Origin of the sequence: Borrelia parkeri, assembly GCF_023035815.1 — a bacterium.
GTDB classification, from domain to species: Bacteria; Spirochaetota; Spirochaetia; order Borreliales; family Borreliaceae; genus Borrelia; species Borrelia parkeri.
The window spans coordinates 332,863-349,022 of sequence record NZ_CP073159.1; the positions used below are offsets into that span (position 1 = coordinate 332,863).

Below are 16,160 nucleotides of genomic sequence, written 5' to 3' on the forward strand. Positions count from 1 at the left end.
CAATACAAACCACTACTTAAGTAATATTCCATAAATTGTAATATCTTTTTCCTTAGCTGATCTAATGACATCCTCATAAACTATAGGTCCTCGAGGATATTCATGGGGAGGTGCATTACCCAATACGATAATAAACCTATTATCTGCTTGCCAATCAAATTGAGTAACAGCAGAATTAATTCCCTCAAATACTGCCTCAGGATAATCTCCCCCACCACCCACACTAATACCTTCAAGAACATTATTTAAATATTCCTTATTATTAAAATCAAAAGATCTTGTTAAAAAATCTTCAAGATAATCCTTATAAAATACAAAACCCACCCTATAAGATCTATATTGACTTAATTGCGGTTCTATCATAGAGAAAAGGTGTTCTCTTAAAATTTCGATATGATTTTTCATACTATCAGTCACATCAATAACAAAAACAAGATCTAAATCAGCAAGCGGATCTTCTGATTCTTCTAGAATGTTTTTTATCTTATCAACAAGATCAAGTCCTCTTTTTGCAACAACAACATCATCTGCAAATCTAGAGAATTCTTTTTTTAAATCATTATTCTCAATTGTACTTTCTCGTTGAATCTCTCCAAAGAATAATTCATAAGCATTATCCTTATACTGACCTAAATAATCATTATATTTTTTCTCAAAAGTTCTAATTGAAAACCAAAAAGGATCTTTTTTTCTCTTTAGAACTTCTAAATCGATATCACCACTCCTTGTCGAAAAATTAGGAAAACCGTATCTCAACTTTTTAGGTATTAAGATATGAAAAGCTTGTCCAAACCTTCTATTTTTAACAGGTGTAGAAGATGTTAATGATAAGAGACGTCTATTTTGAATAACTCTACCATTTAAAATTCTAATCTCATCCCCATTAATTCTATTATACTCCAAGGTTCTAAATGAATAAGTAGAAACGTCTTTACTCTTATCTGGGATTTCAAAAGACTCAGTTAAAATAACCGATTTAATATTTGGCTTTTTTCTTATAAAAAGATGAAACCCATCTTCATGAGCCTCAACATATACATCATCAATATTAATACTTAAGTGATCATTCATTGAAGAAAATAAATTAAATACAATAAATAAGGAAATCATAAAGTAAGCTTTTTTCATATAAATCCTTACACGTTATTAGGCACCCTTATATGCCTTAAAACTAACAAAACACTAAATAATCTAAAGATTATCAGCCAAATTATCATAGAATAAAATCTTAGAACCAATAAAATCATTCTTAAAAATACCTCTAAGATTTAAACTAGCAAGATCTTTTTTAACACTCTTAACCATATCATCATCACGATTTAAGAGATCAAATATTCTAGAAGATTCAGTCAAATTCGCAATCCCCGAATCAAAAAGATTATTATTTCTAACAACACCAGATTCAATCCTATCACCAAGAGATGCTCTTATCTCAACAACTCCTAGATTATTGTAAATTTCAATTTCTTTTATCAATAAAGCTTTATGATGATCATTCCCTTGAGGTTTAAAACTTAAAATGCTAGACTTTTCTGATTCCAAATTCTGTAATACTCTTAAATAATAACTCCTAGCAGCCTCAAAATCACCCATCTTGTAAAGAACAGATGCAATTGAGTTTAAAACTTTATTACTATTTGCAAATCCGGACATATTTTGAACTCTAAATAAATAAGTTAATGCATCTTTATAATTATTTTCCTTATAATTAAGCAATGCTAATTTGTAATAAACATCTGGAGAATTAACTCCTTCATTTATTGCCATTTCATAAGAAGATATAGCTGCTTTAAAACCATTTAAAGTCCTAAGAATATCCCCCTGCTTTTCATAAATTAAAGCAAGCTCTCTAGAGCTTTTAACAAGACCATTTTTTTTATAAAAATCATAATCATTTAAAGCCAGACTAACAATATTACTTGCCTTAAGAGCATCATTGTTCCTCTCATAAATATCTGACAAAATTCTATAAGCAACAATCTTTTCATAAGAATTTTTAATTGAATCTTCTTGTCTAAAACTATTCAGTGCTGTTAACAAATACCCTTCTGATTTCTTAAGATCACCCATATAATAAAAATATCTACCACTCTCAAAAAGAGCCTTATCGTAGTCAGGATTTTTGAATAAAATTCTTCTAAGAATATATTCAATCTCTGAGTTAAGATTAATATCATTTAAAGTATTAGAAATGCTTTTTCCATTACCTGCCTTAAAACTAGAAAATTCTTTATTAAGTAAGTTCATTTGAGCACTGAAATATTTTAAATTTCTAGAAAGAGCATTTATTCTTTTATTATAAACTGTAAACTCAACATATTTATCTATCAATTTCTTAACATATTTAGTATAAACTACTTCATCAATATCTAATTCCTTATTTACCTTAATAAAAGCATTTACATCTTCAGCTTCTTTCTCAGCACCAGCCTCAATGTAAGCATTAAAAAGCTTAAACAAAATTTCCTTTTTATGACCATATTTTGAAAGCAAAATAGTGTAATTATTAATGCTATCTTTGTAATATGCAGGATCTCTTTGCGCCCACTGAAAATAATTATCACCCTTAGCCATTAATGCCTCATAATCATAAATAGAATAAGATATAACCTCATCTAAAATAGCATTGGCATCAGCATACTCACCAAGCCTCATTTTCATAGAAGCATAAGATATATACCCATCCCTATCAAAATTTTTACGTCTTCTCTTAGAAGCACCCACAGAAAATGGATCAATGGTAAATAATTCTTCATATTTTTCCTCAGCACTATCAAAATCTCTTACATCTTCAAAAACTTTAGCATAAGTTAAAAACCACTTTTTGTTAGGTTTCATATAATATGCATCCCTAAAAATAGCTTTAGCAAGATCTCTCTTATTCTCATATATGTATGATATTCCCTCTTTATATTTTCTATCAGAGGCAATATAAAAAAACATAACATCAACTAAAAAATAAAAAGACAAAAAGGTCAAAATAACAAAAAGAGATGCAATTTTAAAGATTGGAGTTAAAGCTTTAGAAAGTCTATAGCTAAATTTCTTTTCAAGTTTGCTACATTCCTCTGCTTTATAATACATAACAGGCAATTTAACAGAACGCCCAACAATGTCTCCAACAAATTTAGCAATAAACTTAAGCCCTTTTTTATTTTGTTCAACAAGATCAATTAATGCTTCAATTTTGTACCTAGAGACATTCTCTAGCATTAAAGCCTCAGCAATAGCAATTCTCAAATTTCTAGGATAAGAATCTAAATGCTTGAAAAATAAAGGATAATTAACTTTAAAATTATGTTTACCTAAAGGTTCTTTTTGGTCATCTTCCAAAAATTCAAAATCATCTGAAAGATTAGACAATTTATCCTCTTCACCATCACTAAGATTTTCAGAATTTTCATTAGAAAAAAATTCATCACTGTCAGGCATTTCTAAACGATCACTTGTTTCATCTGATTCATTTAGACCACTAATCATATTTTCAAGATCAAAATCATCATTATTATCATTTAGAGATTTCTGACTCAAATTATTAGCATCAATCCCATTGTCAACAGATTCATCAGAATTTAATAAATCTGAATCCAAATCACTCTCTATATCTAAATTTTGCAAATTATCAGCATTATTATCTAAATCGAAATTAATAGCATCGTCTAAACTAATAGAATTATCATCAAGAACTTTTTCAAGATTTTCTTCAAGATTAGAACTTAAAACATCAAAATCATTATCTAAATCATTAAACTCAGGATCAATGTCTACTTTTTTAGAATCTTTTAAAATTGCAATATCATTTTCATTAGATCCATCCTTCTGCTCTTCCTCACTATCAAGATCATCAAGCATAGCATCTAAATCAAGCTCATCACCAGGTTCTTCTTCTAAATCAAAAACTTCTTCCTGTTTTTCCCAAGGAACAATAGACTCCCCATCTTTAGGAGGTTCAATATCCATTTTAATGCCAAAACGTTCTTTTTGAGCTCTCTCATCGGAAATATTATCTAATAATTCTCTTTTAAACTTATTTATTTTCTCTATATCTGGCATATTACAATAAAAATCCTAAATCAAACTACTATATATCTTGGCTCCCTCTTCATGAAGAACCTCGAAACGTTTCTCTAAATCATCAGCAATTCTAGAACCCAAAATTTCTTTTGTTGGTTCTAAACCTTCTTGATTTAACTGCTCTAAAATTAAATTTTTGTATTCAAGTATATCCAATATTTCTGTTGCATTATAAACAAGAGTATCTTCTTTAAAAACATCACAAGACATATCCTCATTTAATGAAACTTCAAGAATACTCCCGTTAACACCAACCATTATAAAATAATCAAAAAGCTTAAAATAACTTGAAATTTCTGAAATTATTTTTTTAGTCTCAGGCCTACCTTTCCTATATCTTGTAGCCGTAGGAAAAATAAGAATCATATAACCACTACTCTTTTTATCTGCAATACATCTCATAGAATTAGCATTAAAAACCCGTCGCTCCCTAAGCGTTTCATGATCAACGCCAACAAATGCATGTGGAGGATAAATAAATATCACACTATAACCTAAAGATAGAGTTTTAATTAATAAATTATCTTTAAAAAGTTTAACACCAGCTATAGGAACAATATGTTCCGAAACTTCCTTACAATCCATTTGATTAAGCAAAAACTGAAAACAAGGAAAATCAAAATTACTATAATGTTCCATTAATATAATTGAAGACTTGCCAGATTTAGATTTTTCATAAAGCTTTAAAATATTTTGAATACCAACAATCGTAGAATTATTCTTAAGAAGTCTTTTAATCATTGTATCAACCAAACTCCTACTAACAGAATCTGCTTCATGATAAGAATTATTTAAATAATTTATCTTTTCAATAGCTTTAAACCTACTAAAAAATTCATTCTCAATACCTTTAAAATATTTATTAAAACTCTCATTACGTATAAACATAAAACTTCATCCTTTAAAGTTCTTGAAAAAAAGATACTAGCAAACCAAAAATATTCCATGTAATATACTCACATATAAATATTTTACATAATTATACTTTATTTATTTAGCAAATTAAAGTAAAATCCATTCAAGTATGTTAAACAAGAATAATTCAAAAGAAAAATAAAAAATATTTATAAGGAGAATAAATAAACTATGAAATATAAAACAATAATTCTTTTATCTTTACTGATTATATGGCTAACTTCCTGTTCCGGTGATGAACACAAAGATAAGATAACATTTAGAGTAACAAATGAAGCCGAGCCTGATTCACTTGATCCTCAACTTGCTACTTCTGTACAAGCATTCAACATAATTATAAACACATTTGCAGGTTTAACAACAAGAAACACACAAACTGGGGGACATAAACCAGGATTAGCTCAATCTTGGGATATATCTGCAGATGGACTTGTATACACACTGCACTTAAGAGAAGGTATTATTTGGAGTGATGGAGTTCCCATTACTGCTGAAGGAATTCGAAAGTCTTACCTTAGAGTTTTAAATAAAGAAACAGGTTCACAATACGTTGACATCATTAAATCAACAATCAAAAATGCAAAAAATTACTTCGAAGGTAAAATACCGGAATCCGAACTTGGTATTAGAATTATAGACAATTCAACTTTAGAGATAACTTTAGTTGCTCCAAAACCTTATTTTCTTGATATGTTAGCACATCAAACATTTATACCAGTACCAGTTCATGCTATTGAAAAATATGGACAAGCTTGGACCAATCCTGAAAATATAGTAGTAAGTGGTGCATACAAATTAAAGACAAGAATCCCAAATGAAAAAATAGTGCTTGAAAAAAACGATAAGTACTACAGTGCCTCAAATGTTGAAATAGATGAAGTGATATTTTATCAGGTACAAGGAAACACCGCGTATAACATGTACATAAACGACGAACTTGATTTCCTAACCAAAGTAGCATCAGAATACTTAGATGAAGCTAGGATAAGAAATGACTATTATTCTCATCCTATAAATAGAGTATCCTACATGGCATTTAACACCACCATCAAACCACTTGATAATGTAAAGGTTAGAGAAGCCTTAACTCTTGCTATTGACAGAGAAGCACTCAACAAGATTACTCTAAAGGGTCAATCAAAACCAACAAGAAACTTAACACCACCATTTGAGCATTATTCTTACGGGAAACAATTAAAATTATTTGACCCACAAAGAGCAAAACAACTACTAGCTGAAGCTGGTTATCCTGATGGAGCAGGTTTTCCTACTCTTAAATATAAAACCTCACAACGAAATGGAATGGCAATAACTGCAGAGTTCTTGCAAGAACAACTTAAAAAAACACTAAACATTAACATTGAAATTGAAATTGAAGAATGGAATACATTCCTAAATAATAGAAACACAGGTAATTATCAAACATCATATATGGGATGGACAGGTGATTATTCAGATCCACTAACATTCCTTGAAAGTCTATTTACAACAGATAATCAAGGATTTGGAGCATATGGCTATTCAAACAAAAAGTATGACAATTTAATAGAACAATCTAATTTTGCACAAGACCCACTACAAAGACAAGACATTTTAAGACAAGCTGAGGCTATAATTATAGAGCAAGATTTTCCTGTAGCTCCACTCTCAATACTCAAATCATACTATCTATTCAGACATGACAAATGGACTGGTTGGATTCCTAATGTTTCAGAAGCTTATCTTTATGAAGAAATAAAATATAAAAGAGAAAACATTAATAATTAATAATAAAATATGAAAATAACTTTAAAATTAATAGACTAATACTTAATAATTACTTAATAATGATTAAAAATCACTTCTACAAATTATAGGAGTGGTTTTTATTACATAATCATAGATTTTAAAATCACCTCAAAATTTTTGCATCTGAATCTCTCTTATGATAGTTCATTATTTTACTTTATAACTTTTTTTATATCGAACACCAAGTAACCATTCAAAAAGTTAAGCAAAGATACACATCTCATTTAATATCCAATAATATCCTACATTCATATGCCTCTCTTATTATCTTTATATTTAAACGTATTTTATGGTATAATTGATTTTTTTACCAAATAAATTAAAAGGTTCAATAAAACAAATTTTATAGGAAAAACCCTTTAAAACTTTTAACTGTTTTAATTGAATTAGAATTAACTTTAGTAACTAGGAGATAAAAGAATGAACATAAAAAAACATACGTTTATGATATTTTTCTTAATAGCTATTTTAGCCTGCAGTAAGGAAAGTAGCAAAGAAAATTTGTCTTTCAAAATCAGCATGGGAGGAGAACCTAAATCAATAGATCCACAATTAACTGAAGATAAAATAGGTGCAACTATAGTCGCACAAATGTTTAGTGGTATAGTAGATGGTGACTCAAAAACTGGTGGATACAAGCCAGGACTAGCTCAATCTTGGGACATATCCGATGATGGAACTATATATACATTTCACTTAAGAAAAGATATCGTTTGGAGTGATGGGGTCCCTATTACTGCTGAAGGTATAAGAAGATCTTATCTTAGGATGTTAAATAAAGATACAGCATCAAATTATGTCGGTATGATTAAGTCAACAATCAAAAATGCACAAGATTACTTCGATGGCAAAATACCAGACTCTGAACTTGGCATTAAAACTATAGATGAATTGACACTAGAAATCTCTATTATTACTCCAAAAGCTTACTTTTTAGATATGCTAGTACACCAATCTTTCATACCAGTACCAGTTCATGCTATTGAAAAATATGGAAAAAACTGGACAAATCCTGAAAATATGGTAGTAAGTGGTGCATACAAACTAAAGGAAAGAAAACCCAACGAAAAAATATCACTTATAAAAAATGATAAATACTTTAACGCTAAAAACATTGAATTACAAGAACTTGTATTTTACACAATAAATGATGCATCCACTGCCTATAGAATGTATGAAAATAATGAAATTGATATGCTTACACATGGAGCAATTCCACCTGATTTAATAAAAGAAATAAAATTAAGAAATGATCATTATTCATCTGCTATTAATGGTCTTTACTACTTTTCATTTAACACACAAGTCAAACCACTTGATAATGTAAAGGTTAGAGAAGCTTTAACTCTTGCTATTGATAGAGAAACATTAACAAAAAAAGTTATAGATAATGGTTCTATTCCTACAAGAAATATAAGCCCAAACTTTAATAATTATTCTTACGGCAAACCACTAGAATTATTTAATCCACAAAAAGCAAACGAACTAATGGCTGAAGCTGGTTATCCTAATGGTGAGAATTTCCCTCAATTAAAACTCAAATATAATACAAATGAAAGTCATAAAAAAATTGCTGAATTTGTTCAAAATCAATGGAAAAAAATTTTACATATCAACATTGTACTTGAAAATGAAGAATGGGCATCATTCTTAGCAACCAAAGAAAAAGGAAATTATGAAATAGCAAGATCTGGTTGGATGGGTGATTATTCAGATCCATTAACATTCTTAAGTTTATTCCAAAAAGAGTTTGCTCATTTTTCCTCATACAAGTACTTTAATAAAGAATATGAAAATTTAATAAACCAATCTGATCACGAGCAAGCTCCAATTAAAAGACAAAACATTTTAAGACAAGCTGAAGAAATAATTATAAAGAAAGATTTCCCTGTAGCCCCAATATACATATATGCAGGAAATTACCTATTCAAAAATGACAAATGGACCGGTTGGGTACCTAACATCTCAGAAAGATTTAATTTCTCTGAAATTAAAAGAATCAAATAACAATAAACAAACATCTATTAAGATAGATGTTTGTTTATCAAACATTTAATTCTTTTCTTTAAAAATTGTAATTTATATATTAATGCATAAGGTAAGGCTAGCTTAATTGTGTAAATTGTCTCAACTAAAATAAATTCAATATTTTTTGAAAAAAATTCAATCTCATATGTTAAAATAACTAATTATACAACGAAAAAAATCTTTCTGTTATAATAAGGAGCAATTATGTTAAAGTTTACCATGCAAAAAATACTGGAAACAATACCAACTTTAATAGTAATAATTTTTTTGTGTTTTTTAATAATGAGGCTTGCTCCCGGAAACCCATTTGATTCTGAAAAACCCATTGATCCTCAAGTTAAAGAAAAATTGATGCAAAAATACCATCTTGACAAACCTTTTTATGTGCAAGCTTACTACTACATCACAAACATTTTAAAAGGAGACTTTGGGCCATCATTAGTAAAGAAAGATTTAAATGTAAATCAATACATAAAATTAGGATTTCCTAAATCATTTACAATTGGAATAATAAGCTTAATAATATCTCTCACACTTGGAATTTTACTAGGATCATTAGCAGCGATCAAAAAAAACACTCGCACCGATTATATAATAAGAATAGCAGCAATATGTGGAATTTCTGTACCCACCTTTGTGACTGGTCCTCTTTTACAATATTTTTTATCTGTAAAATTAAAATTATTTTACACTTCTGGATGGATTTCAGAAAGAGGAGGTCTTACAAATTTAATTATGCCAATATTAACAATGAGTTTGCCATGGATAGCTATTTTTACACGCATTATTAGAGGTTCTATGTTAGAAATACTAAAGAGCGATTTTGTAAGAACAGCAAAAGCTAAAGGACTAAGCTTTAATGTAATAATCAGAAAGCATGTGTTAATAGGCTCTATACTCCCTCTAGTAAGTTATATAGGTCCTGCATTTGCTGGTATAATTTCTGGCAGTATGGTTATTGAACAAATATTTAGAATTGCTGGAATGGGTACATTTACAGTAGAATCATCTCTAAACAGGGATTATCCACTACTCATGGGTTCACTATTAGTATATTCAACAATCTTGCTCATTTCCATTTTAGCATCTGATATTGCTTATAAAAAGCTTGATCCAAGAACATAGGAGAACAAAATGAACGAACAGGAAAAGCAAGACACCTACGTAGAAATCCACACAGCAAACAAAAGAGCTTGGTTAAGATTCAAGGAAAACAAACTTGCGTTTATTAGTATATTTATTATCGGATTTTATATACTAATTGCAATACTTCGGCCAATACTACCAATATACAAATATCATACTCAAGTAGTAGAACATGCCGATTTGCCCCCATCTCTTAAGTATGCTGGAGAACTATGGTATGAAAAGGAACTTCATTTCATAAAAAGATTATCAGCAAAGGAAAAACGAGAAATCAATAAGGAAGAAAAAGCAAAACTAGAAGAGATAAAAAGAAAAATAGAGACCGAGGTTCAAACAATTGATGGAAAAGAAATTAAAATACACAAAAGAATATACCTACTAGGAACAGACAATCTTGGACGAGATTTGCTTGCAAGAATAATACAAGGAAGTCAAATATCAATATCTGTAGGCTTTATTGGAGCACTCATATCAATGATTATAGGTACTATAATAGGTGCAATAGCGGGCTTTTTTGATGGTATTATCGATAGGATAATAACTAAAATAATAGAAATTTTTTATGTCTTACCTACTTTACTTGTCATAATAATTTTAATGACTGTTATGGAAAGAAATATCATTGGGGTATTTATTGCAATTAGCATTATCTCATGGTTAACAATTGCTAGAATCGTAAGAGGACAAGTAAAATCACTTGCAAGATCTGAATTTATACAGGCGGCTAGAACACTAGGTGCAACAAATAAGAGAATGATATTTAAACATTTAATTCCTAATAGCTTTGGAATGATAGTAATTATTACAACAATGAATGTTCCATCATTCATTATGCTTGAATCATTTTTATCATTCTTAGGTCTGGGAATATCAGCACCAATGACTAGTTGGGGAGAATTAATCAAAAACGGAATCCCCACATTTATTGAATACCCATGGAAAATTTTCATCCCAGCAACAGTCATGACAATATTTTTACTATTTATGAACTTTTTAGGCGACGGATTAAGAGATGCATTTGATCCAAAAGACAACCTCTAGGAGACATTAAATGAAAGAAGACTATATGCTGGACATAAGAAATTTATCAATTGAGTTTAAGTTGAAGCATACAACAATATATCCTGTAAGCAACATAAACTTAAAAATGAAAAAAGGAGAAATTAGGGCTATTGTTGGAGAATCTGGTAGCGGTAAATCTGTCACAAGCATGGCAATATTAAAATTACTGCCTGAAATTACGACAGTATACAAAACCGGTAAAATACTATTTGAAGGTCAAGACTTACTAAAACTTAGCGAAAAAGAACTGCAAAATATTAGAGGCAATAAAATAGCAATGATATTCCAAGATCCAATGACTTCTTTAAATCCATATTTAAGAATATCTACACAAATTGAAGAAACAATAATGTTACATCAAAAATTAGATAAAAAGACAGCAAAGCAAAAAGCAATAGAAATGTTAAAAACAGTTGGTGTCATAAATGCAGAAGAGCGAATAGAACACTATCCACACCAATTTTCAGGGGGAATGAGACAAAGAGTTATGATTGCAATGGCTCTCAGTTGCCATCCATCATTATTAATTGCAGACGAGCCAACCACAGCTCTTGATGTCACAATCCAAGAACAAATATTACTACTCATAAAAAGCCTGTCTAAAAAATTTAATACCTCCACCATATTAATAACCCATGATTTAGGAATAGTTGCAGAAGTATGCGATACAGTTTCTGTAATGTACCAAGGAAAATTTGTAGAAGAAGGTACAGTACAAGAAATATTTAAAAATCCTAAACATCCATATACAATTGGACTTCTAAAATCAATACTTACTCTTGATAAGGATCCAAACGAAAAACTTTATTCAATTAAAGATAATCCTATTGGGACTATTACAAACAAAATGGGGGAGCTTTAAATGAAAAATGAAAAAGACATAATTCTTAAAGTAGAAAACTTAGTACAAACATTCACAATTGGAGAAAACTTTTTATTTTGGAAAAATAAACGTAAGGTAAATGCTGTAAATGGTATCAGCTTTGAAGTTGAACGCAATAAAACATTAGGACTGGTTGGAGAATCTGGATGTGGGAAATCAACAACCTTAAGAACAATAATGCAGCTCTACACACCAACATCTGGCAACATATATTTCAATGGAAAAGATATTACTAAACTGTCAAAAAGAGAACTTTTAAAGACAAAAAAAGACATGCAAATGGTATTCCAAGATCCACACACATCCCTCAATCCAAGAATGACAATAAAAGAAATAATAGCAGAACCATTAGTGATATACAACGAAAATAAAATTTTCCCAAGAACCAAGCAAGAAATAGAAAAAAGAGTAAATGAATTAATGGATATTACTGGACTTGCAAAAAGCATGCTATCTAGATATCCACACGAATTCTCAGGGGGACAAAGACAAAGAATAGGAATAGCAAGAGCACTTGCTCTAAATCCCAAGCTCTTACTGCTAGACGAAGCCGTGTCTGCACTAGATGTATCAATAAGAGCACAAATTTTAAATTTACTTAAAGATTTACAAAAAGAATTGAATTTATCTTATCTATTCATTTCACACGACTTGGCAGTAGTAAAATACATGAGCGATAAAATTGCCGTAATGTATCTGGGGGTCATTTTAGAGATTGCACCTAGAGAAATTTTATTCTCAAACCCTAAGCATCCATACACTAAAACATTAATAGCATCTATTCCTGAAATTGATCCTGAAAAAATAAAAAACAAAACTATCAAGCTTGATGAACCATCTCTAACAAATATACGAAACACATCTATCACACCAAAAAATACAACTCTTGAAGAAGTAGAAAAGGATCATTTCGTATCTAAATACCTTTTTGATGAAATGAATAATCTGATCAATAAAAATGATACTTAAGACAAATAAAAGTTTATTTGTCTTAACCCATATTTCTATATTTAGGCCTCACAAAACAATGTGGGTTGTTAACTTAATTCAGCATAAATTTTTATATTTACATAGATAAATTGTATTAAGAATTGCTAACAAGAACTTCAATTCTTCCCTTTAAGCGATTAATTATCAAAATAAGAGACTTCAAAATCCATCTTATTGTCAATACCTTCAACCGAATATAGATTAATTCTATTAACATTATTCTTATCTATAACTTTATTTCCAGAATCGACAAAATAATAATAAATTCTACCCTTAGGAAGGTCTTTAAGCTTAATAGTATATACCCCTTTATAGGGTTCTTGTTCAACTAATCTATTTAAAAATGGATTAAAATTATTAAAATTGCCAGCTATCGTAACAATCTGTCCAGGACGACCTATATAAAAAATTTCAACTTCTCTTCCATCAGAAGAATCAATCGGATTTCGTAAAGACACGTAACTATGATCTACACCTATATCAATTATAGAGAATGGTATTAAGTCTTTATTAAACACTACATTTTTATTATATTCATCATTTGTCCAGATACCATCTACAACAAGCCTATACTTAATGCTACCAACTCCATGAGGGAGATTAATCTTTACAAAAAAAAGTCCATACTTATTCTTCTTAAATAAATACTTTTTTGCATAACCATCAAAATCAAAAGCAGCAAAAATTTTCCTAATACCCTTATTTGGAGGATAAAACATAATGACTCTCTTAGAGTCAACAATTGGTGATAAATTATCCTTTCTTGTTGAAACTTCTAAAAACTCATTTAAAGATAAATCAAAATTTTCAATTACATAACATTGTGAACAAATATTAAAAATATTAAAGAAAAAGAATATAAAATAAAATAGCCAACCTAAAATTCTTTCCATGATTTAATTATAAAATCCAATAAACAATTCTTTTGCCAAAATACTACACATTTGTCTTATTTATTATTATACTAAAAATATATACTAAAGTAAATATACAAATATTAACCAATAAGGAGCTGAAAATGGGCTTTCATATTTATGAAATAAAAGCTAGGCAAATAATTGATTCTAGAGGAAATCCAACTGTTGAAGCAGATGTCATACTTGAAGATGGTTCTCTAGGTAGAGCAGCTGTTCCATCAGGCGCATCAACAGGAACCAATGAAGCTGTTGAATTAAGAGATGGTAATAAATCTGTTTATATGGGGAAAGGGGTACTCAAAGCAGTTGAAAATATAATAAATATTATCTCTCCAGAACTCGAAGGAATGAGTGCTTTAAACCAAGTTGAAATTGACAAAAAAATGCTTGAACTTGACGGCACTCCTAATAAATCAAAACTTGGGGCTAATGCTATTCTTGCGGTTTCAATGGCTACAGCTAGAGCAGCAGCCGAACACCTTGGGCTTAAAGTTTATCAATATCTTGGTGCATACAAAGCCAATATTTTACCTACACCAATGTGTAATATTATAAATGGAGGTGCTCACTCAGATAACTGTGTCGATTTTCAAGAATTTATGATAATGCCAATTGGATCAAAAACTTTCAGTGATGCAATAAGAATGTCTGCTGAGGTTTTCCATACACTCAAAGGTATTTTAAGTAAAAAAGGTTACGCAACAGCTGTTGGGGATGAGGGTGGATTTGCACCAAATCTAAAGTCAAACGAAGAAGCTTGTGAAGTTATTATGGAAGCCATACAAAGTGCAGGATATACACCTGGAACAGATATCGCAATCGCTCTTGATCCAGCAACATCTGAATTATATGATCCAAAAACAAAAAAATATGTACTTAGATGGTCAACAAAAGAAGAACTCACATCTGAAGAAATGGTTGAATACTGGGCAAAATGGGTAGAAAAATATCCTATCATATCAATTGAAGATGGAATGGCTGAAGAAGATTGGGATGGTTGGAAAAAACTTACAGATAAGATTGGGAATAAAGTTCAACTTGTTGGTGACGATTTATTCGTAACAAACACATCATTCCTTAAAAAAGGAATTGAAATGAAAGTTGCAAATGCAATTCTCATTAAAGTAAATCAAATTGGAACACTAACTGAAACTTTTGAAGCTGTAGAGATGGCAAAAAAAGCAGGATATACTGCAATAGTTTCACATCGCTCGGGAGAAACAGAAGATACAACAATTGCCGATCTTGTTGTTGCACTTGGAACAGGACAAATCAAGACAGGATCTTTATCACGAACAGACAGAATAGCTAAGTATAATCAGCTCTTAAGAATAGAAGAAGAACTAGGAAGTATTGCCGAATACCACGGAAGAGACGTTTTTTATTCCATTAAAAAACAATAATAATAACTAAAGCCCTCATAAGAGGGCTTTTTTTCATATAAACAAAATACTTATCTTTTTGAAAACTGAAAGCTTTTCCTAGCCTTTTTCTTACCGAATTTTTTACGCTCAACTTTTCGCGAATCTCTTGTTAAAAACCCATTGGACTTAAGAATCATTTTATACTCTTCATCAAGATCAAAAAGAGCTCTTGCAATACCATGTCTAATAGCACCGGCCTGGCCTGAAATTCCCCCGCCATAAATATTAATGTAAAGGTCATATTTTCCAAGAGTATTTGTTAAAACTAATGGAGACAAAGCAATTGTCTTTAAATTTTCAAGTTGAATATAAGAATCAAAATCCTTATTGTTGATCTTAATATCACCCTTACCTTCCCTAATGTAAACCCTAGCAACAGAAGACTTTCTCCTTCCCGTACCCATTCCTAAATTAATACCTTTAACATCTGACTTTGCCATTTTTCCTCTCTTAATTTGCTTCTAATTTATAAAATTTTTGAGAATTAAGCGTATGATTAGAACCCGCAAAAACTTTAAGATTTCTAAAAAGTTCACGTCCCAAAGGTCCCTTTGGTAACATACCCTTAATAGCTATTTCAAGAGGAGCTGTTGGCTTCCTCTCAGATAATGTTCTAAAAGTATCAGAACGAAGACCTCCAGGATATCTTGAATGTCTATAATAAATTTTCTGAGAATATTTCTTACCAGTAAGCCTAATATTTGAAGCATTAATAATTATAACATTATCACCTAAATCTTGGTGGGGCGTATAATAGGGCTTATGCTTACCTCTCAAAATTTTAACAGCTTCTGTAGCAACTCTACCAAGAACTTTATCTGACGCATCAATCATACACCATTTTTTCTCTACACACTTAGGTTTAATCCATATTGTTTTATTATTCGTTATCCTATTCATAATAATATACAGTCCTCACTTAGATATTCTACA

At 30.0% G+C, this 16,160-nt stretch carries 13 protein-coding genes; 7 read left to right on the forward strand and 6 right to left on the reverse strand.

Annotated features, from left to right (window positions below):
• Positions 1-12: 12 nt before the first annotated feature.
• From bpSLO_RS01600 to bpSLO_RS01610, 3 genes are all read right to left on the reverse strand, one after another.
• Complete coding sequence (locus bpSLO_RS01600) at positions 13-1,128, reverse strand: vWA domain-containing protein (RefSeq protein ID WP_025375356.1); 1,116 nt, start codon at positions 1,126-1,128, stop codon at positions 13-15.
• A gap of 63 nt (positions 1,129-1,191) precedes the next feature.
• Positions 1,192-4,053, reverse strand: coding sequence for a periplasmic flagellar collar protein FlcA (gene flcA / locus bpSLO_RS01605; RefSeq protein WP_025375357.1), 2,862 nt, complete (start codon positions 4,051-4,053; stop codon positions 1,192-1,194).
• A 15-nt stretch (positions 4,054-4,068) separates the two neighbouring features.
• Positions 4,069-4,962 carry a 1-acyl-sn-glycerol-3-phosphate acyltransferase gene (locus bpSLO_RS01610; protein ID WP_025407439.1) on the reverse strand — a complete coding sequence of 298 codons (894 nt, stop codon included), beginning with the start codon at positions 4,960-4,962 and terminating at the stop codon, positions 4,069-4,071.
• 198 nt (positions 4,963-5,160) lie between these two features.
• On the opposite strand from bpSLO_RS01610, the gene bpSLO_RS01615 reads away from it, so the two are divergent.
• The 6 genes from bpSLO_RS01615 to bpSLO_RS01640 all read left to right on the forward strand — a co-directional run bounded on the left by bpSLO_RS01615 (position 5,161) and on the right by bpSLO_RS01640 (position 12,865).
• Positions 5,161-6,756 (forward strand): peptide ABC transporter substrate-binding protein, encoded by a 1,596-nt coding sequence (locus tag bpSLO_RS01615; RefSeq protein WP_025407438.1) that lies wholly within the window; start codon positions 5,161-5,163, stop codon positions 6,754-6,756.
• A 441-nt stretch (positions 6,757-7,197) separates the two neighbouring features.
• Positions 7,198-8,784 (forward strand): peptide ABC transporter substrate-binding protein, encoded by a 1,587-nt coding sequence (locus bpSLO_RS01620; protein WP_025407437.1) that lies wholly within the window; start codon positions 7,198-7,200, stop codon positions 8,782-8,784.
• A 225-nt stretch (positions 8,785-9,009) separates the two neighbouring features.
• The gene (locus bpSLO_RS01625; RefSeq protein WP_025375361.1) at positions 9,010-9,930 is read left to right on the forward strand and encodes an ABC transporter permease; all 921 of its coding nucleotides are present in this window, start codon (positions 9,010-9,012) and stop codon (positions 9,928-9,930) included.
• Positions 9,931-9,939: 9 nt separating this feature from the next.
• Positions 9,940-10,992, forward strand: a complete 1,053-nt coding sequence (locus tag bpSLO_RS01630; RefSeq protein WP_025375362.1) for an ABC transporter permease — start codon at positions 9,940-9,942, stop codon at positions 10,990-10,992.
• A gap of 10 nt (positions 10,993-11,002) precedes the next feature.
• Positions 11,003-11,875 (forward strand): ABC transporter ATP-binding protein, encoded by an 873-nt coding sequence (locus bpSLO_RS01635; RefSeq protein ID WP_025407436.1) that lies wholly within the window; start codon positions 11,003-11,005, stop codon positions 11,873-11,875.
• Positions 11,876-12,865, forward strand: a complete 990-nt coding sequence (locus bpSLO_RS01640; protein WP_025375364.1) for an ABC transporter ATP-binding protein — start codon at positions 11,876-11,878, stop codon at positions 12,863-12,865.
• Positions 12,866-13,023: 158 nt separating this feature from the next.
• Here bpSLO_RS01640 and bpSLO_RS01645 read toward each other — a convergent pair whose 3' ends face one another.
• Positions 13,024-13,779: a hypothetical protein gene (locus tag bpSLO_RS01645; protein ID WP_038447904.1), complete on the reverse strand. Its 756-nt coding sequence runs from the start codon at positions 13,777-13,779 to the stop codon at positions 13,024-13,026.
• A 125-nt stretch (positions 13,780-13,904) separates the two neighbouring features.
• On the opposite strand from bpSLO_RS01645, the gene eno reads away from it, so the two are divergent.
• The gene (gene eno, locus bpSLO_RS01650) at positions 13,905-15,206 is read left to right on the forward strand and encodes a phosphopyruvate hydratase (protein WP_025407435.1); all 1,302 of its coding nucleotides are present in this window, start codon (positions 13,905-13,907) and stop codon (positions 15,204-15,206) included.
• Between the two features lie 50 nt (positions 15,207-15,256).
• Here eno and rpsI read toward each other — a convergent pair whose 3' ends face one another.
• Together rpsI and rplM are read right to left on the reverse strand one after the other, a co-directional pair.
• Positions 15,257-15,667 (reverse strand): 30S ribosomal protein S9, encoded by a 411-nt coding sequence (rpsI, locus tag bpSLO_RS01655; RefSeq protein ID WP_025407434.1) that lies wholly within the window; start codon positions 15,665-15,667, stop codon positions 15,257-15,259.
• A gap of 10 nt (positions 15,668-15,677) precedes the next feature.
• A complete protein-coding gene (gene rplM, locus bpSLO_RS01660; protein ID WP_038447901.1) occupies positions 15,678-16,127 on the reverse strand; it encodes a 50S ribosomal protein L13 in 450 nt (149 codons plus the stop codon).
• Between the last annotated feature and the right edge of the window lie 33 nt (positions 16,128-16,160).

What these genes read in the sequence shown, in the direction of transcription:
- bpSLO_RS01600 (WP_025375356.1), bottom strand. Translation starts at nt 1,128, where the DNA reads ATGAAAAAAGCTTACTTTATGATTTCCTTATTTATTGTATTTAATTTA.
- flcA (WP_025375357.1), bottom strand. Translation starts at nt 4,053, where the DNA reads ATGCCAGATATAGAGAAAATAAATAAGTTTAAAAGAGAATTATTAGAT.
- bpSLO_RS01610 (WP_025407439.1), bottom strand. Translation starts at nt 4,962, where the DNA reads ATGTTTATACGTAATGAGAGTTTTAATAAATATTTTAAAGGTATTGAG.
- bpSLO_RS01615 (WP_025407438.1), top strand. Translation starts at nt 5,161, where the DNA reads ATGAAATATAAAACAATAATTCTTTTATCTTTACTGATTATATGGCTA.
- bpSLO_RS01620 (WP_025407437.1), top strand. Translation starts at nt 7,198, where the DNA reads ATGAACATAAAAAAACATACGTTTATGATATTTTTCTTAATAGCTATT.
- bpSLO_RS01625 (WP_025375361.1), top strand. Translation starts at nt 9,010, where the DNA reads ATGTTAAAGTTTACCATGCAAAAAATACTGGAAACAATACCAACTTTA.
- bpSLO_RS01630 (WP_025375362.1), top strand. Translation starts at nt 9,940, where the DNA reads ATGAACGAACAGGAAAAGCAAGACACCTACGTAGAAATCCACACAGCA.
- bpSLO_RS01635 (WP_025407436.1), top strand. Translation starts at nt 11,003, where the DNA reads ATGAAAGAAGACTATATGCTGGACATAAGAAATTTATCAATTGAGTTT.
- bpSLO_RS01640 (WP_025375364.1), top strand. Translation starts at nt 11,876, where the DNA reads ATGAAAAATGAAAAAGACATAATTCTTAAAGTAGAAAACTTAGTACAA.
- bpSLO_RS01645 (WP_038447904.1), bottom strand. Translation starts at nt 13,779, where the DNA reads ATGGAAAGAATTTTAGGTTGGCTATTTTATTTTATATTCTTTTTCTTT.
- eno (WP_025407435.1), top strand. Translation starts at nt 13,905, where the DNA reads ATGGGCTTTCATATTTATGAAATAAAAGCTAGGCAAATAATTGATTCT.
- rpsI (WP_025407434.1), bottom strand. Translation starts at nt 15,667, where the DNA reads ATGGCAAAGTCAGATGTTAAAGGTATTAATTTAGGAATGGGTACGGGA.
- rplM (WP_038447901.1), bottom strand. Translation starts at nt 16,127, where the DNA reads ATGAATAGGATAACGAATAATAAAACAATATGGATTAAACCTAAGTGT.